Origin of the sequence: Arenibacter latericius DSM 15913, from assembly GCF_000424985.1 — a bacterium.
Classification (GTDB): domain Bacteria; phylum Bacteroidota; class Bacteroidia; order Flavobacteriales; family Flavobacteriaceae; genus Arenibacter; species Arenibacter latericius.
The window spans coordinates 35,070-58,814 of the sequence record NZ_AUKX01000022.1 but is presented as its reverse complement, the minus strand read 5'-3'; the positions used below and the strand labels follow the sequence as shown (position 1 = coordinate 58,814).

13 protein-coding genes are annotated in these 23,745 nt (G+C 37.3%); 12 read left to right on the top strand and 1 reads right to left on the bottom strand.

Annotated elements, in window-relative coordinates:
- Positions 1–22 precede the first annotated feature (22 nt).
- The 3 genes from H344_RS0109425 (at position 23) to H344_RS0109415 (ending at position 4,052) form a co-directional block, all read left to right on the top strand.
- The gene (locus H344_RS0109425) at positions 23–1,081 is read left to right on the top strand and encodes a cytochrome c oxidase subunit II (RefSeq protein ID WP_026810096.1); all 1,059 of its coding nucleotides are present in this window, start codon (positions 23–25) and stop codon (positions 1,079–1,081) included.
- A 44-nt stretch (positions 1,082–1,125) separates the two neighbouring features.
- Entirely contained in the window at positions 1,126–2,946 is a 1,821-nt protein-coding gene (locus tag H344_RS0109420; protein ID WP_026810095.1) for a cytochrome c oxidase subunit I, read from the top strand.
- Between the two features lie 284 nt (positions 2,947–3,230).
- The gene (locus H344_RS0109415) at positions 3,231–4,052 is read left to right on the top strand and encodes a GIN domain-containing protein (protein WP_026810094.1); all 822 of its coding nucleotides are present in this window, start codon (positions 3,231–3,233) and stop codon (positions 4,050–4,052) included.
- A gap of 60 nt (positions 4,053–4,112) precedes the next feature.
- On the opposite strand, the gene H344_RS0109410 is transcribed toward H344_RS0109415, so the two are convergent.
- A complete protein-coding gene (locus H344_RS0109410) occupies positions 4,113–6,377 on the bottom strand; it encodes an acyl-CoA dehydrogenase family protein (RefSeq protein WP_026810093.1) in 2,265 nt (754 codons plus the stop codon).
- Between the two features lie 169 nt (positions 6,378–6,546).
- On the opposite strand from H344_RS0109410, the gene ruvB reads away from it, so the two are divergent.
- The 9 genes from ruvB to sov all read left to right on the top strand — a co-directional run bounded on the left by ruvB (position 6,547) and on the right by sov (position 23,690).
- Positions 6,547–7,569: a Holliday junction branch migration DNA helicase RuvB gene (ruvB, locus tag H344_RS0109405; protein ID WP_026810092.1), complete on the top strand. Its 1,023-nt coding sequence runs from the start codon at positions 6,547–6,549 to the stop codon at positions 7,567–7,569.
- A 49-nt stretch (positions 7,570–7,618) separates the two neighbouring features.
- Positions 7,619–8,950 carry a cytochrome P450 gene (locus H344_RS0109400; protein WP_026810091.1) on the top strand — a complete coding sequence of 444 codons (1,332 nt, stop codon included), beginning with the start codon at positions 7,619–7,621 and terminating at the stop codon, positions 8,948–8,950.
- A 439-nt stretch (positions 8,951–9,389) separates the two neighbouring features.
- A complete protein-coding gene (locus H344_RS0109395; RefSeq protein WP_026810090.1) occupies positions 9,390–10,025 on the top strand; it encodes a helix-turn-helix domain-containing protein in 636 nt (211 codons plus the stop codon).
- Between the two features lie 15 nt (positions 10,026–10,040).
- Positions 10,041–11,342 (top strand): TPR end-of-group domain-containing protein, encoded by a 1,302-nt coding sequence (locus tag H344_RS0109390; RefSeq protein ID WP_026810089.1) that lies wholly within the window; start codon positions 10,041–10,043, stop codon positions 11,340–11,342.
- A gap of 213 nt (positions 11,343–11,555) precedes the next feature.
- A complete protein-coding gene (locus H344_RS0109385) occupies positions 11,556–12,062 on the top strand; it encodes a hypothetical protein (RefSeq protein ID WP_026810088.1) in 507 nt (168 codons plus the stop codon).
- Between the two features lie 143 nt (positions 12,063–12,205).
- Positions 12,206–13,129 (top strand): tRNA epoxyqueuosine(34) reductase QueG, encoded by a 924-nt coding sequence (queG, locus tag H344_RS0109380; RefSeq protein ID WP_026810087.1) that lies wholly within the window; start codon positions 12,206–12,208, stop codon positions 13,127–13,129.
- Between the two features lie 353 nt (positions 13,130–13,482).
- Entirely contained in the window at positions 13,483–15,780 is a 2,298-nt protein-coding gene (locus tag H344_RS0109375) for an NADP-dependent malic enzyme (RefSeq protein WP_026810086.1), read from the top strand.
- Positions 15,781–15,927: 147 nt separating this feature from the next.
- Positions 15,928–16,509, top strand: coding sequence for a Holliday junction branch migration protein RuvA (ruvA, locus tag H344_RS0109370; RefSeq protein ID WP_026810085.1), 582 nt, complete (start codon positions 15,928–15,930; stop codon positions 16,507–16,509).
- Positions 16,510–16,514: 5 nt separating this feature from the next.
- Positions 16,515–23,690, top strand: coding sequence for a T9SS outer membrane translocon Sov/SprA (sov, locus tag H344_RS0109365; RefSeq protein ID WP_026810084.1), 7,176 nt, complete (start codon positions 16,515–16,517; stop codon positions 23,688–23,690).
- Positions 23,691–23,745 lie beyond the last annotated feature (55 nt).

The following is a 23,745-nucleotide window of genomic DNA, read 5'->3' as shown; positions in this document are numbered from 1 at the left end:
AAGTATAATTTCAAATCATACGATGACTGCATTATTAACCATAATTGTTTTAATATTAGTTGGAATTGCCATTTGGCAAATGACCAAGATATTCGAATTGGCACAGATCGGAAGGAGCAATGACCAAATTGCTAACGATACCGATAATAAGTACAATGGGTATCTAATGGTGGTGTTTATGATCTTTCTTTATGGAATTACCATCTTTAGTTTTGTAAAATACACTAAAACCCTTTTACCTGAAGCTGCATCTGAGCATGGAAGCGATTATGATTCCTTGATGTTAGCTTCTATGCTAGTAATTTTCTTTGTACAAACTATCACTCAGTTTTTGTTACACTTTTTCGCTTATAAGTACAGAGGAGAGAAGGGTAAAAAAGCATTATTCTACGCAGATAATGACCGTTTAGAGTTTATCTGGACTATTATTCCAGTAATAGTATTGTCTGGACTTATTCTTTGGGGGCTATATGCATGGACCAATATTATGGATATTAATGATGACGATGATCCATTAATAATAGAGTTGTACGCTCAACAGTTTGGCTGGACAGCTAGATACGCTGGAGATGATAACGTACTTGGTGACGCCAATGTGAGAATGATTGATATTGATAATGCAAACGTTCTCGGTATCGATAATTCAGATCCTAATGCATCAGATGATATTGTTGTTAAGGAAGTACACTTACCTGTAGGTAGAAAAGTGAACTTTAAAATACGATCGCAAGATGTTCTTCACTCTGCATATATGCCACACTTTAGAATGCAAATGAACTGTGTTCCTGGGATGGTTACTCAATTCTCTTTTACTCCGACCATTACTACGGCTGAAATGAGGCAAAAGCCAGATGTTATCGACAAAGTAAATGGGATAAATAAGCTACGAGCTGAAAGAGCTGCTAATGGTGAAGATAACAGTGATCCATGGGAGTTTGACTACGTGTTGTTGTGTAATAAGATTTGTGGAAAATCGCACTATAATATGCAGATGAAAATTATTGTTGAAACTGAAGAGGAATTTAATAAGTGGATTGAAAGTCAACAGACTTTTGGAAACTCAATTGCCGGTCAACAATAGTTCGATATTAATTAATAACGTTAAAAAAATATAAATTTACAACTATGTCTGTAACAGCTAACGCACATGTAGAAGATCATTCAGGTGATCACGGACACCATCACAAGGAAACCTTTGTGACCAAATATATTTTTAGTCAGGATCATAAGATGATTGCTAAGCAATATCTGATCACTGGTTTGATTATGGGTGCTCTAGGTATCCTTATGTCAGTATTGTTTAGGATGCAGTTGGCATGGCCGGGAGAGTCTTTTGTAATATTTGAAGCTTTATTAGGGAAATGGGCGCCAGGAGGTGTTATGGATGCAGATGTTTACCTAGCTTTGGTAACTATTCATGGTACTCTAATGGTTTTCTTCCTGTTAACAGCCGGACTTAGTGGTACCTTTAGTAACTTACTTATTCCATTGCAAATCGGAGCTAGAGATATGGCTTCTGGTTTCTTGAATATGTTATCTTTTTGGATATTCTTCGTTGCTTGTATTATAATGTTGTCTTCCTTGTTTTTAGAGGCAGGCCCTGCAGCAGCTGGATGGACGGTATATCCTCCATTAAGTGCCCTGCCAATGGCGCAACCTGGTTCTGGTTTAGGAATGACACTTTGGTTGGTATCAATGTTCTTCTTTATAGTTCAATCCCTATTGGGTTCATTAAACTATATTGTTACCGTAATTAACCTTAGAACTGAGGGGATGTCTATGACTAGACTCCCATTAACAGTTTGGGCATTTTTTGTTACTGCTATTATTGGGGTGGTTTCTTTCCCCGTTCTTTTATCAGCAGCCTTGTTGTTGATTATGGATAGAAGTTTTGGTACTTCTTTCTTCCTTTCAGATATTTTTATTCAAGGTGAAGTATTACACTACCAAGGAGGATCTCCAGTATTGTATGAGCACTTGTTCTGGTTCTTAGGTCACCCAGAGGTATACATTGTAATTCTACCTGCAATGGGTATTGTTTCTGAAGTAATGGCGGTTAACGCTCGAAAACCAATTTTTGGATATCGTGCTATGATCGCCTCTATTTTGGCAATTGCTTTCTTATCAACTATAGTTTGGGGTCACCACATGTTCGTTTCTGGGATGAATCCATTTTTAGGATCTGTATTTACCTTTACTACATTGTTGATTGCAATTCCTTCTGCAGTAAAAGCCTTTAACTGGATTACAACCCTATGGAAAGGTAACATTCAGTTTAACCCTGCTATGTTATTCTCTATTGGTATGGTTTCTACCTTTATATCTGGTGGTCTTACCGGTATTATTTTAGGGGATAGTACCTTAGATATTAACGTTCACGATACTTATTTCGTAATTGCTCACTTCCACTTGGTAATGGGTATTTCTGCACTTTATGGTATGTTTGCGGGTATATATCACTGGTTCCCAAAAATGTTCGGTAGAATGATGAATAAGAATATGGGATATGTTCACTTCTGGGTTACTGCAGTGTGTTCTTATGGGGTGTTTTTCCCAATGCACTTTGTAGGTATGGCAGGTGTGCCACGTAGATACTACGAGAATACAGCTTTCCCAATGTTCGATGACTTAGCAGACGTACAGATGTTAATGACAGTATTTGCTATAGTTGCGGCTTTGGTTCAATTAGTATTCGTTTACAACTTCGTAAAAAGTATGTTCTATGGTGCTAAAGCAACTCAGAACCCTTGGAAAGCTACTACCTTAGAGTGGACTACACCAGTAGAGCATGTTCATGGAAACTGGCCTGGAGCTTTACCTGTAGTACACAGATGGCCTTATGACTATAGTAAGGTTCATGATAATGGGGAGTATATAATTCCAACTCAGGATTTTGTACCTCAAGATGTGCCTTTATTCGATGATGAAGATGAATTACAGCATTAAATAAATATATTTAAGTGATAAAAAAGTCCATCCTATGATGGACTTTTTTTGTATCTTCAAAGCACTGGTCTTTGTAACCATCCTATAACTAATTCTCCGGTTAGTTATTGTTATGTCTCTTGTAAGAACTATTTTTTTGATTATGATATTAGGTATAGACCGGGGTTAAAAGAGCTGTTAAAACTAGTTGTAGGCTTTGTGAAGGTGACTGTTTAGCTTGTTGGTTTCCCATGAGTATAGGAAGTTAACAAAATGAAATAGTTTAATAATTTAAAAACGACATATTGAAAAGATATATTATAGTTCTGCTGTTAATGGTGAACGTAGTTGCGTATGCCCAAAGACAACCAAAGATAAAAGGTAATAGAAATGTGATTGAGGTTTCAGAAGATCTCCCTTTCTTTAATGCCATTGTTTTGGAAGATGATCTAGAAATATCTCTTCAACCTGGAGAACCCCACGGATATAAATTAGAAGCTGATGATAATTTAATCGATGTTTTAAGGTTTACTGTGGAGAATGAAACACTTAGAATAAGCTCCTTTTATAAAATTACTAGAAAGAAAAAACTTAATATTACAGTGTTCTTTGATCAGTTGTATCATATAACGATCAATAACGGCAAGGTTTTTACTAAGAATACTTTCCACACAGAGGCGCTTAGGGTAGATATGGCTTCTAATGCTAAGGCAGATCTGTCAGTGAAAACGGAATATTTGGATGTTGCTATGAGTGAAAAGAGCTCTGGAGATTTTAGAATGGAAGGAGATAGCTTAAATATAAATCTAAAGGATAAGGCTAAGCTTAAGTTATATGCAATTGCTCAAGTGACCAAAATTGAATCTGTTAATAATGCTAACGCCTTTCTAGAGGGTGCTTCCGCTCAATTACAATGTAATTTAATGGAGAATTCTAGCCTAAAAGCAAGTAAATTAGAGGTAGATCATATTGTAGCTTCGTTAGATGGAAATTCATCTGCCGAGGTTAATGCGACTAATTTGTTAGAGCTTTTTGCTTCTGGTTCATCAAAGACTTATGTCTATGGCAAGGGGGAAATAGAACTTCAAGAATTTCTAGATACCTCAGAGCTTTATAGACGTAAGTAGTAGTCTTATCTATATAGAGGTGGTGAGCAAATTTTTTCTCTAGAATGAATAGACTTTAGGTTATGAGGTTATTGGGGCCGTTATACAATGTTCAGGGATACCGAACCCATCAACTAAAACCTCAATATGGGGGCGTAATTCGGAGCTTAACCGTTCTACCCTTTGGCGTATCGCTTTAGACTTTGTGCCACCAATATATCCTTGTTCTAAAAACCATGAAGCATTTTCTCTTATCTCATGCAAGGCAAACAATACCCCAAGTTTTCTAAATAAGGCCTGTTTTTTCTGATCTTCTATGTTCTCTGTAAATTTTACAAAGGTATGGTAGGCCAACTCACAACTATAGGCTCTTCCTAATGCTAATAAGTGCGTTTGTACTTTTAAAAATGCCTGATAAGTAGGAACTCCTTTTTCAATGTAATCTTTTATCCTCATGGCGAGGGTATAGGTTAGTCTTCTTGTTCTATACTTAAAAGCATGTAAATGAAATTTAGGATTGTAAAGATGATCTTTGTCTACCTTGTTGGAGTAGGCGGGATTTATAGTGACTATTTTATCCTTTATCTGAGTGCTTATTAGCTTTAACACGGCGGTAAAACCTCCACCATTGAACTCACTGTTAAACTCAGATAAAATACCCTTTGCAGCTAATTGTAACAATACCGTGTTGTCTCCTTCAAAGGTGGTGAAGATATCTACATCGTTCTTTAGGTCTGGTATCCTATTTTCTAATAGATATCCCTTACCACCACATGCTTCTCTACATTCCTGAATGGTTTCATTAGAAAACCAAGTAATTGTTGCTTTTACAGCCGCTACTTGGGATTCAATTTTTCGCTTGTCTGTTATGGTTTTGTCACTATATTGTTTCATTAGATTTTCTAAAGTGGCATGGTAAACATAACATTTTGCAATAGCAGGTGTTAGTCTTAATTGATGGGATGGATAATCCATAATTAGATCTTCCTGAATTTTTACGTTATCGTTAAACTGTCGCCTGTTTAATGCGTATTTTACTGCAATAGCGAGGGCCATTTTTGCTCCACCCAATGCCCCTTTTGCAACGCATATTCTTCCGCCAACTAAGGTTCCTAGCATGGTGAAAAATCGTTTGTTCGGATTTTTAATAGTGGAGTGATATTGCCCATCGGCACTGATGTCACCATATTTATTTAGGAGGTTTTCTCGTGGGACCTCCACTTGATTAAACCATATTTTACCATTATCTACCCCGTTAAGGCCCAGTTTATAACCACAATCTTCAATAGTGATTCCCGGCATGGAATTATTCATATCATCCCTGAGGGGAACTAGAATAGCATGTACTCCTCTGTTCTTGCCGTTTACAATTAATTGTGCGAAAACGGTGGCCATGGTGCCATGAAGGGCGTTTCCAATGTATTCCTTATTATCATTCTTGCCTGGGGTGTGTATAATAATGGTATCATTTGTTGGATTGTAGGTTGCAGTGGTTTTTATTCCTCTTACGTTAGAGCCATGCCCTGTTTCTGTCATGGCAAAACATCCCAGTAAACTAGTGTTTCCAATGGCTTTTAAATATTGATCGTGATGCTTTTTGGTGCCTAGTTTTTCAATGCTTCCACCAAAAAGCCCAAATTGCACTCCAAATTTTACGGTAAGACTACCATCTAAAAACATGAGGTGTTCAAAGATATTGGCGTATAATTCCATGTCGTCTTTTCCGCCATAGGCCTCTGGATAGGCTATAGCTCCAATTCCCTTCTCGCCCAAATACTGAACCTGAGTTAGCACCTTATTCCTAAACTCATCTAAATTTCTATTGACCTCCCAAGCGAAAAGTGAATGAGAAAGCAATTTTGCAAGATTTTCTAATGCCTGTGCATGTTTACCCTTAAGCAGGTTGCTAATTTCCTTGGCATTGTAATAGTTCGACGTTTTTTCGGATAACACCTCTACCTCAAATAGATGATGATAGTGATTAGGTTGTATGCCTAGGTTGATTTCTATTTCCGACAGGTTTTCATTAATAGCGCTATTTTGATCATTAAATAAGGCTAGTTTTTTACTGAATGAGCTTAGGGGGTAGGTGTCGCTCTCAATTAATTTAACGCCTGAAGTAGAAATTATATTAGCCCAGCTTTTTATTACCTTAGTTTTTGGTGGTTGCTCCTTATTGAGCCAAGAATAAAGCAGGGCTCGTTCGTCTTCTGTGAGGGTAGGGTCATTTTCTATACTTCGCCTTACTACAGTTACCTCGGACACAGAGAGTAAATCATCGGACCATATAACAAAAAAGAAGGGGATGTATTGAAGAATGTTAGATGAGAAGTTTATTTTTTCCATAGTCTGAAAGTACCAATTATTTTTGTCTTTTTATTTATAGCGATAATTAGAGTTAATAATATTTCTTTTAGCTTCCTAAATAGGGCTTGCAAACGAATGGAGAGGCTTATAGGTAGAGAATTGGATTATATTAAAGTAAATGAAACGCGATTTCCATTATCTTTGAAGTATGAATGAGAATTTAGATCCTACAACGGATAGATTTAGTCCTGAAGAACTAGATATAGATAGAGCCTTGCGCCCTATAACTTTTGATGATTTTACGGGCCAGGAACAAGTACTGGAAAATTTAAAGGTATTTGTAGAAGCCGCCAACCAACGTGATGAAGCTTTGGACCATACATTATTCCACGGACCTCCTGGGCTTGGTAAAACTACGCTAGCCCATATTTTGGCTAATGAGCTGGGAGTAGGAATTAAAATTACATCCGGACCAGTTTTGGATAAGCCGGGAGATTTAGCCGGTTTGCTAACCAATCTTAATGAGCGGGATGTGCTCTTCATTGATGAAATCCATAGATTGAGTCCCATCGTAGAGGAATATTTGTACTCTGCTATGGAGGATTATAAGATTGATATTATGATAGAATCTGGGCCAAATGCTAGGACAGTTCAGATTAATCTAAATCCCTTCACTTTAATTGGAGCTACCACAAGATCTGGATTATTAACATCTCCCATGCGGGCTCGATTTGGAATCCAAAGCAGGTTACAATATTATTCCACAGAATTGCTATCTACTATCGTTGAACGTAGTGCCGAAATTTTAAATGTACCAATTAGTTTAGAAGCGGCTATTGAAATAGCAGGTAGAAGTAGAGGAACTCCTAGGATCTGTAACGCCCTGCTTAGAAGGGTAAGAGATTTTGCTCAAATAAAAGGTAATGGGAAAATAGATATAGAAATTGCCAGGTTTGGCCTAAAAGCTTTAAATGTAGATGCTCACGGATTGGACGAAATGGACAATAAAATCCTAACCACCATAATAGACAAGTTTAAAGGAGGTCCTGTTGGTATTACTACTTTAGCTACAGCAGTATCAGAAAGTGCCGAGACTATAGAAGAAGTGTACGAACCCTTTTTAATACAACAAGGATTTATTATGCGTACACCAAGAGGAAGGGAAGTAACGGAATTAGCCTATAAACATTTAGGAAGAATAAAAGGGAACACCCAACAAGGACTGTTTTAGTCTACAGTTTTTATATAAGACTGTTTTTATAACGGAATTTTCTTAGCTAATGAACAATTTGAAATTGGTCTCCAGACTTCAGGTTATTAAAAATGCAAGGGCTATTCTTAAAAACCCATTGCCTTTTCATCATAAGAATTTTGAAGCCTATGGAGATTATTTCAATATTCGTTTAACCACTAAGAAGCCCGTTCTTTTCACCAGGAATCCTGGTCTTATTAAATACATTCTACAAAAGCAACACAAAAAATTTCAAAAATCATCCTTACAAACCGTTGACCTGGCAAAGTATGTAGGGCATGGGATTTTAACTTCTAATGGAGAACATTGGAGGACTCATCGAAGAATGGTGCAGCCTGCTTTTCACAAAAAGAAATTGCAAAATTTATTAAGGGTAATGCATCAAGCCATACTTTATGAATTGGAACGTATTCCTACGGAGACTGAAGAAGATATATTTCCGTTAATGGGGGATTTAGCTTTCCAGGTAGTTGCAAAATCGCTTTTCAGTAGTACGGATATCCGTGATAAAATGCAGCGCCTAAAATATATTACAGAGGCCAATCAGCGTATGCTAATTAAGGAAATGAGACAGCCCTATCTTAAGTGGTGGTTTAAAATGAACGGTGAAATCAAAAAACACCTATCTCTTTCCGATGAGTCTAAATTACTTCTTTTAGAGATTATTGAAGAAAGACGCAATGCGGGACAAGAAGTAGACGATCTTTTAGATATGTTATTGAAGGCTCGTTATGAAGATGGGTCGCCCATGCCTGATGCTCAATTGATAGATGAAGTGTTAATTCTTTTTACGGCCGGACACGAAACAACGGCAAATGCGTTGAGTTTTGCGCTTTACTTATTGGCAAAACATCAAGATATTCAGCAGCAGGTATATAAAGAGGTGTCCGTAGAAAAAACAGCTTTTAGTCAATTGGAGTTTACACAATGGGAAAGGAAATTTCCCCTAGTAAAATATTGTTTGGAGGAAACACTTCGATTATTTCCGCCCGCCTATGTTATGGATAGGGTGGCTATTGAAGATGAAAAATACGAAGGGATATCTATCCCTAAAGATACGCTAGTGTTGATGTCTTTATACGAGTTGCACCGATATGCTGGTTTTTGGGAAAATCCCGAACAATTTAATCCATACCGTTTTAAAGCCTTAGATAAGTCGGAGTATGGTGATTTTTATTATCCATGTGGAGCCGGACCTAGAATGTGTGTGGGTAATAATTTTGCTATGGTAGAAATGATGATTACCATTACAGAGATTATTAGAAAATATAAAATAACTACCAGTATGGATGCCGTGGAAATAGACCCCCTAATTTCGCTAAAACCTAAGAAGGTGACTTTAACATTTAAAGCCAGGTAAGTTAACCTGGATAAAAATCATCAGAATAACAAATTGTAAAAGGCGAAGCAAAACGCCTTGCTTTTATGTCAAGTATCATTCTACGCTATTTAGCAACTCCTCATATTTATTAAATTTCCTCAAGGTTTTTTGAGCTTTAGTATATAACACTGCGACCCATTCTTGCGAAAATTATAACCTCTATATCCCAAATAGCGATTAAATAAGAGGTGTTTGTTTTAAATTACTTTTATTATTATTTGAACGATTTGTAACATCCTTTTCAATAGATAAAGATTAAATTTAAGTAAGTCAACCATAATTGTATTTGTGTTTTCCAGTACAGTGACTGTAGGTAGTATTTCTCAAACGTAGAAGTACTAAAAACTTATCCTTAGAATTCGGGGTAATAAAAACTGTTCACAGAATTAGAAACCATAAGTGAAAGAAAATTTTGGTTATGTCTACTATATCACATTCGCAGGACGATGGGTTCATTGCTAAGCTAACTGATATTCTTTCGGTTAATTTGGAGAATGAAAATTTTGGTGTGCGAGAATTAGCAAGCTCAATTGGTTTAAGTCGCTCCCAACTACATAGAAAACTACATGCTATTAAGGGGGAATCTGCAAGTCAGTTTATCAGAGAATATAGACTGCAAAAAGCGCTCGAATTATTAAAATCAAACCTTTATACAGCAGCCGAAGTTGCTTATAAGGTGGGTTTTGCAAGTCCCACTTACTTTAACACTTGTTTTAATGATTATTTTGGGTATTCCCCAGGGAAGGTTAAGGATAAAAGCTTCATTGGTGTACAAGAGAAGGATCTAGAAGAAGGGTCAATTACAACTAATAAACCTTGGGCAGCTTTTATAGGTCCCAAGGTGTATAGATTTCGGCTTACGATTATTAGCATCTTGATTATAGTGACTATTGGAGTCCTATTGTTTTTCTACAATCTTAATAGCAATCGTAATAATTTATTAAATGGTACAATTAGGGAAGAGGCCAAGACCATCGCTATTATCCCTTTTAAAAATCTCAGTGAAGAAATAGAGAATCAATATTATGCCGATGGCATTATGGCGTCTATATAAAGTAATTTGAATAAAATGTCCCAAATTAAAGTAATTTCTAGTACGAGTATGGAGCAATACCGAGAAACCGTTAAAACGGCTTCTGAGATTGCTAAAGACCTAGGGGTTTCTTACCTCTTAGAAGCAAGTGTGCAACAGTATGAAGACAAGATTCGTATTATAGTTAGGCTAATAGAAGCCAAAAAGGATCATCAAATATGGTCCGAAACTTATGATAGAAGTCTTAAAGATATTTTTGCAATGCAAACAGAGATTTCTGAGCAAATAGCAAAAAAATTGAATGCTAACCTTTCTTTGGAGGAGTTAAAACAAGTAGAGCGTATGCCTACCGATGATCTGGAAGCCTATAGCCTATATCTCAAAGGGAAATATTTTAAGGATCATGGAGGGGAGCATAGTTTTGAAAACAGCAACAAGTATTACCAAGAAGCAATTGACAAAGATCCGGAATTTGCCTTGGCGTATTCTGGTTTGGCCGATTTGCATTTTATGAATCTTTTTACTGGGCTTTCACAAGGGACCATTCTAGATAAACTAAATAACATAAGGCAGTTAGCCCTTATAGCGACCGCTTTAGATGGAGGTCTCGCAGAACCTCACAGTATTTTAGGTTCTTTGGAGGGTGTGTTTAATTATAATTGGAAAGAAGCTGAAAAAGAGTTCTTGATAGCTATAGGCTTAGACCCAGAAAACTACCTTACTAGAATGCAATATGCTAGGATATTATTTGTTACCGAACGTTTTGAAGAAGCTATGGAGCAGCTTTCTCATGCACAATTGCTAAACCCATTGTGTTACTATGTATATAGCTTTAGTGCTATTTATAAAGTGCAAATGGGAAATTATGATGAGGCTATTGACCATACTAATAAAGCATTAGAAATCAATAAAGGTTATATAACGGCTTATTGGATTAATTTTGATTTGCATATGGTTCAAGAAAATTATGATCTAGCAATTAGGGAGTTGCAGTGTATTCTAGAGTTAGATCCTAATACAGGTCAATACAGTCCGGTGGTTGCAAAATTGTATAAGGAAAATGGAATAGATGAAATCTTTAAATGGCTCATAGACTATGATAAAACCTTAAATGAAGTAAACGTTCCTTTTTTTATGGCTCAGAAGTATTCATTTTTAGGAGAAAAAGATAAGGCGTTAGAGCTATTAGAGAAAAGTTTAGAACTAAGGATTCCACATATTATTAGAATAAAGCATAATATCTATTTCAGAAACCTGCACTCCGAACCCAGATTTTTAGCGCTACTAAAGAAAATGAATTTAAGGGCTACTTATGGTCCCCAAAAAACAATCTATTAACTCTAGGATATAATGTCAATTAAGAGCGTCGTTTTCATCACATCAACGCTCATTAAAAATTACTTTTTCTTGTTTGATGCCGGTTTTTTTGGCTTCCAATTATGTTCTTAAGTCTTTAAAATATAATTGAAAGAAATTACATCATAGTTGCTATGTGTCGTGCGCTATATTAAACCATCTTCCTTAAGTATAAATCCATAAAATTATAGCATCATGAAAAAGCTAATTGTAGGCATTATGTTTCTAGGACTTGCCAGCCTAGGGTTCTCCCAAGAAATAGATGAAGAGGTGAAAGAAGTAGGGCTAACTGGAGTTACAGTGTCGCCTATTATTAATTCTACTTATTTAGATGAGGTTAGGGACGAGTTTACGCCTGATCGTGTTCAAGTTCTAGAAGAGGAGGTTGCTAGATACGATGTTAGGAAATCTGATTTTTATGATGGGGGAGTACATTCCTACGTTGTAAGATTTATTGATAAGAAAGGAAGGATAGTTGCTACTTTTGATCACGAAGGGAATATTTTATATGCTTTCGAATATTATAAAAATGTAAGGATGCCATCTAAAATGATGTCCGACATTTATAGGAATCACTCAGGGTGGATGCCATACGAAACTAGGTATATTGTGAATTATGCAAAACGTAAAGGCGTGAAAAAGTTTTATAAGGTAAGTTTGGCCAAGAACGATATTCGTAAAAAGTTAAAATTATCCCTGTAGAAATATTATAAAATGACCTTTGTATTAATAGGAAGTGTGGGATGGCAATATAAAATTACAAATGAGAATTGTACTTTAGCAACTGAAACGTTTTCCGATTTTACAAAGCCTAAGTAAAGTGGAGATAGAAAAGCGATAGTACTATGTCTGCCCATCATAAAAATACAGAACTTATAAAAACCGAAGCAAAACGCCTCGGTTTTTTGTCATGTGGTATTTCTAAAGCTGAATTTCTGGAAGAGGAAGCGCCTAGATTAGAAAAATGGCTTCAGAACAATATGAATGGGGAGATGCAGTATATGGAGAATCATTTTGATAAACGTTTAGATCCTACAAAATTGGTTGAAGGGTCAAAATCCGTCATCTCTTTGTTGCTTAATTATTACCCTGAGGAAAAACAGGTGGACGATACTTATAAAATTTCCAAATATGCTTACGGGCAAGATTATCATCATGTTATAAAAACAAAACTAAGGCAACTTCAAGAATTTATTTCTGAGGAAATAGGAGAGGTCAACGGAAGGGCCTTTGTAGATTCTGCTCCAGTATTAGATAAGGCCTGGGCTGCTAAAAGTGGCTTGGGGTGGATTGGAAAGAACAGTAATCTGTTAACCCAACAAGTGGGTTCATTTTATTTTATAGCGGAGTTAATCATAGATTTAGAGTTGGAGTATGATTCCCGGGTTACTGATCATTGCGGCACCTGTACTGCCTGTTTAGATGCCTGTCCCACCCAGGCTATTGTAGCACCCTATGTGGTAGATGGTAGTAAATGTATTTCCTATTTTACTATCGAATTAAAAGAGGAGCTCCCATCAGAATTTCATGGGAAATTTGATGATTGGATGTTTGGATGTGACGTTTGTCAGGATGTGTGTCCATGGAACCGCTTCTCCAAACCACATCAAGAACCCTTATTTAATCCTAAACCGGAGTTGCTCTCCATGACAAAAAAAGATTGGGAAGAAATTACTGAAGAAGTTTTTAGGAAGGTGTTCCAAAAATCAGCAGTAAAAAGAACTAAGTTTTCTGGACTTACTAGGAATATTGACTTTCTTAAAAAGTAAGTGAAATACCTCTAAAGTGTCTTTAACCTGGTTGACTTCTCAATGCCAATTTCATCAAGGCAAAATTCTATATCGCTTAATTCAATAATTTAACTTCCTCTTGAAACCTATTTATTTGGTGATAGCCCTCGTTTAACCATAAATATTGTTGTTCTTTATAATATGATATCTAGATTAGTGTTATAGGAGATAAACAAGCAATTAAAGAGTATGTAATATATTTCTTACTCGATTAAATCAACACAGTTTTTCCTGATTCTTTCTTAAATTGGAATGCGAATCTAATTGGTTATCATTTTTAAATCTTTATAATTTAAAGAATACTGTTAACTTTGTTTTTAAAATTAATCCCTATGAGCAAGGAAAGGATTAGGCGAGAAGCATTAGTATATCATGCAAAGCCTCAACCAGGAAAAATTAAAATAGTCCCTACAAAACCCTATTCTACGCAGCGTGATCTAGGGCTTGCATACTCTCCCGGGGTTGCACAACCCTGTTTAGAAATTGCAAAAGACAAGAATAACGTATATAAATATACCGCAAAAGGGAATCTTGTTGCGGTAATATCTAACGGAACTGCCGTATTGGGGCTTGGAGATATTGGCCCTGAGGCTTCCAAGCCAGTAATGGAAGGGAAGAGCCTTTTGTTTAAAATTTTTGCAGATATAGATAGTATCGATATTGAGTTAGATACTACAGATGTAGATAAGTTTGTAGAAACCGTAAAAATTATTTCGCCAACTTTTGGTGGAATAAATCTAGAGGATATTAAGGCTCCAGAAGCTTTTGAAATAGAACGAAGACTAAAGGAAGAGTTAGATATTCCAGTAATGCATGATGATCAGCATGGAACCGCAATCATATCTGCAGCAGCATTATTAAATGCACTTAAGCTCACCGGGAAAAAGATGGAAGAGGTACGTATTGTTGTAAGTGGCGCAGGAGCAGCAGCAGTATCATGTACAAGATTATATAAAGCCTTCGGTGCTAAAGATGAAAACATTGTAATGTTAGATAGTAAGGGGGTTATCCGTAGAGATAGACCTAACCTTAGTGGTGAAAAGCTAGAATTTGCAACAGACAGGCAAATAAATACCTTGGAAGAGGCAATGGTAGATGCAGAGGTGTTTATTGGACTCTCCAAAGCAGATATTTTAAGTCCAGAAATGCTATTGTCCATGGCTAAGGATCCTATTGTGTTCGCCATGTCTAACCCTAATCCGGAGATAGATTATAACCTAGCAATAAAAACTAGGGAAGATATTATTATGGCTACCGGTAGATCTGACCATCCTAACCAAGTTAACAATGTTCTTGGATTCCCATTTATTTTTAGGGGAGCTTTAGATGTTAGGGCTACAAAAATAAATGAGGCTATGAAAATGGCAGCCGTAAAAGCATTGGCAGACCTCACCGAAGAAACGGTACCAGAGCAGGTGAATATTACCTACGGTTTAACGCGACTTACGTTTGGGAGGGATTATATAATTCCAAAACCCTTTGACCCTCGACTAATTACAGAAATTCCGCCAGCAGTAGCAAAAGCGGCTATGGATAGCGGGGTAGCAAAAGCCCCTATTGAGGATTGGGATAAGTATAAAGAAGAATTATGGCTACGCTCGGGTAACGATAATAAGGTAGTGCGATTACTACATGATCGCGCTAAAATGGATCCCAAGAAAATTGTCTATGCAGAAGCAGATCATATTGATGTCCTAAAGGCTGCTCAAATAGCTTATGATGAAGGAATAGCTATTCCAATACTGCTAGGGGATAAAAAGGTGATTCAGGAAATAATGAAGGAGTTAGATTTTGATGCTGACATAGAAATCATAGATACCCAATCTGATGATACCATTGAGCAACGAAATCGCTATGCAGAAAGATTTTTCGAAAATAGACAACGTAGTGGAGTAAGTCTCTATGGTGCTAAAAGGAAAATGAGGGAGCGAAATTACTTCGGTTCTATGATGGTGTTGGAAGGTGATGGAGATGGAATGATTTCTGGGTATTCCCGTGCTTATCCTACAGTGGTAAAGCCTGTGTTTGAGGTGATAGGTAGAGCAGCTAATGTAAAGAAGGTATCTACGGTAAATATTATGATTACCGAAAGAGGACCTATGTTCTTGGCAGATACTTCAATTAATATCGATCCTAACGCAGAAGAAATTGCAGAAATTGCAAAAATGACAGCTAATGTGGCTACTACCTTTGGTTTTACGCCCGTTATGGCCTTGTTGTCTTATGCGAATTTTGGGTCTTCTAACCATCCCCATGCACTAAAGGTGAGGGAAGCGGTAAAGATATTGCATGAAAAATATCCAGAGCTGCAAGTAGATGGTGAGATACAGACAGATTTTGCATTAAATAAGGAGTTGCACCAAGAGAAATTCCCATTCTCTAAAATATCAGGGAAAAAGGTAAATACTTTAATTTTCCCTAATTTGGAATCAGCAAATATTACTTATAAACTACTGAAAGAATTAAATCAGGCAGATTCTATTGGGCCAATTATGGTTGGCCTAAGAAGGTCTATACACATTCTTCAGTTGGGTGCAAGTGTAGATGAAATGGTGAATATGACCGCTGTAGCCGTTATAGACGCCCAGGAAAGGGAAAAAAGAAGAATCGCTAGGGCAGCTAAAAAGTAATTTTTTGCTTCATAGGTGTTAGATCCTAACCTTTTATATAAAGTGCGCCAAAAAGAGAAATTTCTCTTTTTGGCCATTTTATAGGAGGTGTTCGTTTTGTTTAACAACACCTCGTTTTTAATTAACTATAAAACCAACAACCGACCAATGATTACCCATTTACGAGGAAAGTTAGTAGAGAAAAACCCAACCTATCTTGTTGTGGAATGTGCTGGAGTGGGCTATTTTGTAAACATATCACTACATACATTTTCTAAGATCGGAGATGCGGAGAATGTTCAGGTGTATACCCATTTACAGGTAAAGGAGGATTCCCATAGCTTGTTTGGCTTTTCAGAAAAATCGGAACGAGAGATTTTTAGATTGTTATTGACGGTATCAGGTATTGGTGCCGCTACGGCAAGAACAATGTTGTCTTCCTTAAGTCCATCTCAGATTAGAGATGCTATTGCCGCGGGAGATGCTAAAACTATTCAGGGAGTAAAAGGGATTGGCGCTAAAACATCACAGAGAGTAATTTTAGATCTAAAAGATAAGATCCTAAAAATTTATGATATTGATGAACTTTCCGCCCCATCAAGCAATACAAATAAAGATGAAGCGTTATCAGCATTAGAGGTTCTTGGGTTCGTTCGCAAGCAAGCTGAAAAGGTGGTGGACAAAGCTATTAGACAAGATTCCGGACTGAGCGTTGAAGATATCATAAAATTTGCGCTTAAAAATTTATAACAAATTTGAAAAAGGGGGCTATACTTAATCTTAAATCCTTACTTAAGGGTTTCTTTCTATTCGTATTTTTTTTGGGGACGGGCTTTACTGTCTTAGCACAGGATATGGATGGCGAGGAAACACCTTCCCAAGAGATAGACTCGGTAAAAACGGGCGTTGCCTTGGGAAAAATGGTGATGGAGAATCCCGACAGTATCGTTTCAAAATACACCTATGATCCTCAAATGGATCGTTATATTTATTCTGTTAAAGTAGGCGATTTTGATATTAGCTACCCTATTATCCTTACTCCAGAGGAATATATGGAATTGGCCCGTAGGGAAGGAATGAAAGCCTATTTTAAAGAGAAAATAGATGCTTATTCTGGAAAAAAGGCGGGTAGTGAAGCTGCTAGGAAAAATTTACTTCCAAATTTCTACGTCAACAATAGTTTTTTTGAGAGTGTCTTTGGTGGAAATACTATAGAAGTAATTCCTCAAGGTTCTGTAGCAATGGATTTAGGTGTAATTTGGCAGAAAAATGATAACCCCTCTCTATCTCCACGTAACCGTACCAACCTCTCATTTGATTTTGATCAGCGGATTAGCTTAAGTATGCTAGGGAAGATTGGAGAAAGATTACAAGTAACTGCTAATTACGATACTGAGGCTACTTTTGATTTTCAGAATCTTGTTAAATTAGATTACACCCCTTCTGAGGACGATATACTTCAAAAAATTGAGGTGGGGAATGTGAGCATGCCGCTAAACAGCTCCCTAATTACAGGGGCGCAAAGCTTGTTCGGGGTAAAGACCCAGCTGCAATTTGGTAAAACAACAGTTACCGGAGTGTTCTCTGAACAACGTTCCCAAAGTAATACTGTAGTAGCACAAGGCGGAGGTGCAGTTAATGATTTTGAACTACGAGCTCAAGATTACGACGCCGATAAACACTTTTTTCTAGCGCATTATTTTAGAGATAATTATGATGATGCCTTAGCAAACTATCCTTATATCCGTAGTCAGGTTCAGATTACTAGACTAGAGGTTTGGGTAACTAATAGAAGTCAACAAACCTTAAATATTCGGAATGTGGTAGCAATTCAGGATTTAGGGGAGGCTGTAAACGATAGAACTCGGATTGGAAGAAATAATGGGGATCCAGCCGGATTCTTCAACACTTCTTCAGCGGGTAACCTACCAAGGAACGCAGCAAATGATTATAACCCAGCACTTATTGGAAATGGTGGGGCATTAAATAGTAATATTAGAGACATTGCCACTGTAAAGAGTGGATTTAACGTTCCTGGGTATTCCGTAAATCAAGGTTTTGACTACGCTATTTTGGAAAATGCCCGAAAATTGGAACCGGGAAGAGATTATAATTATAATTCGCAATTGGGGTATGTCTCCTTAAACCAACGCCTAAGTAATGATGAGGTGTTAGGGGTGGCTTTTCAATATACTTATAACGGGGAAGTGTACCAGGTAGGTGAGTTTGCCAACGGCGGATTAGATGCCACCACAGTGTCTCCAGGAGCTGAAATTCCTGTGAATAATAACACCTTGATCCTAAAATTACTGAAAAGTAATATTACCAATGTGGTAGACCCCATTTGGGATCTTATGATGAAAAATATTTATGCTACTGGTGCATATCAATTGAGTCATGAGGATTTTAAATTTAATATTCTTTATAACGAAACAACACCTAGAAACTATATTACTCCGGTAGAGTCGGGTCCAGGTAGTGGTTGGCCTAATGCACCCAAACCACTAGAAGAGCGGATACTATTAGATGTCTTTAATTTAGACCGGCTAAATAACTACAACGACATTCAACCTGGCGGGGATGGATTTTTCGACTTTGTTCCCGGAATTACAATAGATACGCAGACTGGAAATATCATCTTTACAAAAGTAGAGCCCTTTGGAGAGTTTTTATTTAATCTGCTAGGAGGAGGTACCTATGAAGTGGAAAATGATCAGGGGTATAATGCCAATCAAAAGAAATACGTATTTAGAAGTATGTATGCATTACCATCGGCAGCCGCACAGCAAGATGCCGATAAAAATAAGTTTATCCTTAAGGGAAGATACAAGTCTCAAGGCGCAAGTGGTATTCCTATAGGGGCATTTAATGTGCCTCAAGGGTCCGTAAGGGTAACAGCAGGAGGTCGTCAATTACAAGAAGGGATAGATTATACGGTGAACTATCAGGCGGGGACGGTGCAGATTTTAGACCCTAGTTTGGAAGCATCTAATACTCCTATAAATATTTCTGTGGAGAATAATGCAGTTTTCGGTCAGCAGACAAGACGTTTTGCTGGGGTTAACGTAGAACATCAGTTTAATAAAAATTTTGTGCTAGGCGGTACCTTGTTAAATCTTAATGAGAGACCGTTGACGCAGAAATCTAATTATGGGGTAGAGCCGGTTAATAATACAATCTTCGGTTTAAATAGTAACTTCTCTACAGAAGTGCCATTCTTAACTCGATTAGTGAATAAACTCCCCAATATCGTTACAGACGTAGCGTCTAATCTATCTGTTCGTGGAGAAGTGGCATTTTTAAAACCTAGTTCTCCAAAGAATGCTAATTTTCAAGGAGAGACCACAACCTATTTGGACGATTTTGAAGGAGCTCAGTCATTAATAGATATTAGGTCTTTCTTGGGGTGGTCATTGGCTAGTCCGCCAATAGAATATCTGGCAGCAGATAACAGCATGGAATCTGGATTTGGTAGGGCAAAACTAGCATGGTATACCATAGATCCTATTTTCTATTCCAATCAAAGGCCATCGAGTATTAGGGATGATGATATTTCTACTAATGAAACTAGGCGTATCTATATTCAAGATGTGTTTAACCAAGACGTTCCGCAAGGGCAGACTTTGGCGCAAAATACCCTAGATCTTGCCTACTACCCTAATCTAAAAGGACCCTATAATGCCAACCCTAATTTTGACGTAGAACGACCAGAAGATAAGTGGGGAGGGATAATGCGTTCCCTTAATAGTACCAATTTTGAGCAGTCTAATGTAGAATACCTTCAGTTTTGGGTGTTGGATCCCTATGTAGATGGAATTGCTAACGGTCCTGGAGATCTAGTGATAAATTTTGGAAATATCTCTGAGGATATTTTACCTGATGGGAGAAAACAATATGAGAACGGCTTGCCTGTTGATGCTGATTCTAACGATCTTACCTATAAAACAGCATGGGGTAAAGTGCCTGCAACCCAATCCTTAGTTTACGCCTTTGATGCAGATGAAAATAATAGAAAGAAACAAGACGTTGGTTTTGATGGCCTTGATGATGAAGAGGAGGCTACCTATGTTTTTGCTGGTGGAATTTCCTATAATGGTCCGCCAGAAGATCCAGCTTTGGATAATTATGAATATTTCTTGGATAGGGAAGGGAGTATCCCAGACCGCTATTTAAATTATAATAACCCACAAGGGAATTCTCCGGTAACAGTAAGTAATAAAAGCAGGGGGTCTACTACCTTGCCAGATGTGGAGGATATTAATAGGGATGGTACTATGAATACGGTAAACAGCTACTTTGAGTATCGTATCAAAATTAAACCAGGGACTTCTATTAATGATAAGTATGTAACAGATATTAAAGAAGGGGTTACCAGGACCTTGCCAAATGGGGATAACCTAAACGAGCGTTGGATACAGTATAAAATTCCTTTAAGTGATTTTACGGATGCTAAGGGAGGGATAAGCGACTTTAGGTCTATAAGCTTTATGCGGATGTTTCTTACTGGGTTTTCTAGTGATGTAATTTTGCGTTTCGCTACTTTAGATCTCGTACGTGGCGATTGGAGAAACTATACTAGGTCGCTTCAGCCCGACGTGGATTCTAATCCTTCGGACGATGGAACTTTAGTAGATGTAAACGCTGTTAATATTGAGGAGAATGCCAATAGAAGCCCTATTCCTTATGTGTTGCCGCCGGGAGTAGAAAGAGAACGACTTAACAATAACAACACTATAATTAGACAAAATGAACAGTCTATGTCCTTTAAGGTAGATAATTTGGAGCCTAAGGACTCTAGGGGTGTTTTTAAAAATATTAATGTAGATATACGGCAGTATAAACGATTAAAAATGTTTATGCATGCAGAAGAGATGGTAGAAACGGACTATGCTGATGATGAACATCCCTTGGTTGGATTTTTGAGAATAGGAACCGATTTCTCACAGAATTATTATCAAATAGAACTGCCGTTACAATTCACTTCTTTTGGAGCTACTTCGGCTACAGAAATATGGCCAGATGTTAATCAACTGGATTTAGCTTTAGATGATCTTTCAAAAGTAAAATCGGCAGGAATAGCTTCTCAGAGCCTTAATACCATAAATTATTATGAGATTGTAGATGGAGTGGCGGTACAGGTAAATGAATTCGACCCTAGAACGCTTGGTAAGGTTCGTATTGGTATCCGTGGAAATCCTTCTTTAGGGAGTATCCGTAGTATGATGGTGGGGATAAAGAATGATGACGACCTTCCAGCAAGGGGAGAGGTTTGGTTTAATGAGCTTCGTTTGGCAGGATTAGATAATAATGGGGGGTGGGCAGCTATTGCAGCAGTAGATATGAATATGGCAGATTTTGCTACCCTATCCGCTACAGGTAGTAAGAGTACCTCCGGTTTTGGTTCTATAGATCAAATGCCTAATGAGCGTGCTAGAGAAGATGCTATCTCATACGATATGGTTACCAATGTTAATTTTGGTCAACTTTTCCCTAAAACATGGGGGCTTCAATTACCATTTAATTACGGTATTTCGGAACAATTAATTACCCCCGAGTTTGATCCAGTATATGACGATTTAAAATTAAAAGACAGAATTTCCGCTGCTCAATCTGCAGAAGATGCAGAAGCAGTGAAGCAACAAGGGGAAGATTACACTAAAAGAACTAGTATAAACTTTATAGGGGTTAGAAAAGATAAAGCAGCAGACTCCAAAGCTCGTTTTTATGATGTGGAGAATTTTACCTTTAATTACTCCTATAATGAAGTAAATCATCGTGATTTTGAGATTGCAGAACTTCATGATCAAAATGTTGTAACAGGCTTTGTTTACAACCATAATTTTGATCCGCTTTCTGTTGAGCCCTTTGCTAAAAAAGACTCTCTTTTTACAAGTAGGTATTGGAAGTGGCTAAAAGACTTAAATATAAACGTATTGCCAGCAAGTGTCTCGCTTCAATCTAACTTTAATAGAGCTTTTAATCAGCAGAAGTTTAGAGATGTTTTTGAGCCTGGTGTAGAAAAGCTAGAACTTCCATTCCTGCAACAACGAAACTATCTTTTTAACTGGCAGTATGCTATTAATTATAGCTTAACAAAGTCATTGCGACTAAACCTTACCGCTTCTAATAATAATATAGTAAGAAATTATTTCGCTACGGATGGGGATCCAGATTCTGGTATTGATCCCGCCCTAGGCCTATGGGATGGGTTTTTTGATATTGGTGAACCCAATAGACATTCCCAAGAATTGCAATTGAATTATGAGTTGCCTTTTAATAAAATCCCTTTCCTGGATTTTATAAATGCACAATACACATATACCAGTAATTTTGATTGGCAACGTGGTGGTGATGCTATTCGTGAGGTGGCTGGAGAAGATGTGAATACAGTGCAAAATGCTAATACTCATAATTTAACTACCTCTCTGAGTATGCAGAAATTCTATGATGCTATTGGGTTAGGGAGGAAAAATACAAGGACACCAGTAAGAGGGCAAACCAATTTAGCTAGGGCTGCTAATGCACAGAACAATGAGGAGGATGTTACAAAGACTAACAACTCGGGGGTAAATGCTCTTATAGATGTGCTTACTATGGTTAAACGTGTAAACGTTACCTATAGTGAGAATAATGGTAAAGTTCTTCCGGGTTATACTAAGTCAGTCGGATTTATAGGTACTGCTAAGCCTACTATAGGCTTTGTATTCGGGAGTCAGGCAGACGTACGTTTTGAGGCTGCTAAAAATGGTTGGCTAACTACTTTTCCAGAATTTAGTCAGCAGTATATGGAAAATACAAATAGGCAATTGAATATAACAGCAACGGCACAACCCACTAGGGACCTTACTATTGACTTGGTAGCCGATAGGCAGTTTTCCGAAAGTTATAAGGAAAGTTTTAATGTTGAAGATTTAGGAAACAATGCCTTTGAGTATGTAAATCTCCTGGGGAATAATTTTGGGAATTTCAGTATTTCTACCATGATGATTAGCACGGTGTTCAATAAAAGCGACGAGTTTGGTTCTGCTAATTTTGATGCCTTTAAGAAAAACCGACTTACCGTGGCAGAGAGAATTGTTGCAGAGCGTAATCATGACACGGGCGTTGTAGATAGCGATGGGTTTCCAGAGCGCTATGGGAAAACTAGTCAAGATGTATTATTGCCAGCGTTTTTTGCTGCCTATACCGGACAAGATGCCAATAAGGTAAGTCTTGGCGCTATGCGGAATTTCCCTATCCCTAACTGGAGTATAAAATATACGGGGCTTATGCGTAATTCTTGGTTTAAAGAGAAGTTTAATCGTTTTTCTTTAACCCATGGATATCGATCTGCTTATAGCATCAATTCTTTTCAGACTAATTTAGAGCGTACTCAAATGGTGAATGAGGGATTGGAGCCTATAAATATGGAAAATCAGGATTTTCTACCAGAGACCATAATGAATAATGTGGTGCTAACAGATCAGTTTAATCCCTTGGTGAAAGTAGATTTTGAAATGCGAAATTCTATGAGTGTTTTAGCTGAAATTAGAACCGATAGGGCGCTTGCTTTAAGTTTTGATAATAATTTAATGACAGAAATCACTGGGAAGGAATATACCATAGGGTTAGGGTATAGGTTTAAAGATGTGAAATTTGTTACTAATATTGGGGGAGATCAGCAGCGCTTAAAAGGAGATTTAAATCTGAAAGCCGATTTAACATTAAGAGACGACGTTACTATAATTAGAAATTTAGATATAGACAATAATCAGATTACCTCTGGTAAAAATATTATGTCTCTAAAGTTTAGGGCAGACTATGCGTTGAGTAAAAGTTTAAATGCACTGTTCTTTTACGATCACTCCTTCTCCAAATTTGCGGTTTCTACTGCTTTTCCTCAAACATCTATTAATACTGGGTTTACCTTGGTATATAATTTTGGGAACTAAGGTTTAGGGTTTAAGAAGGTGCTAGAATAACCCGCTTATTAATAAATCCAAGAAT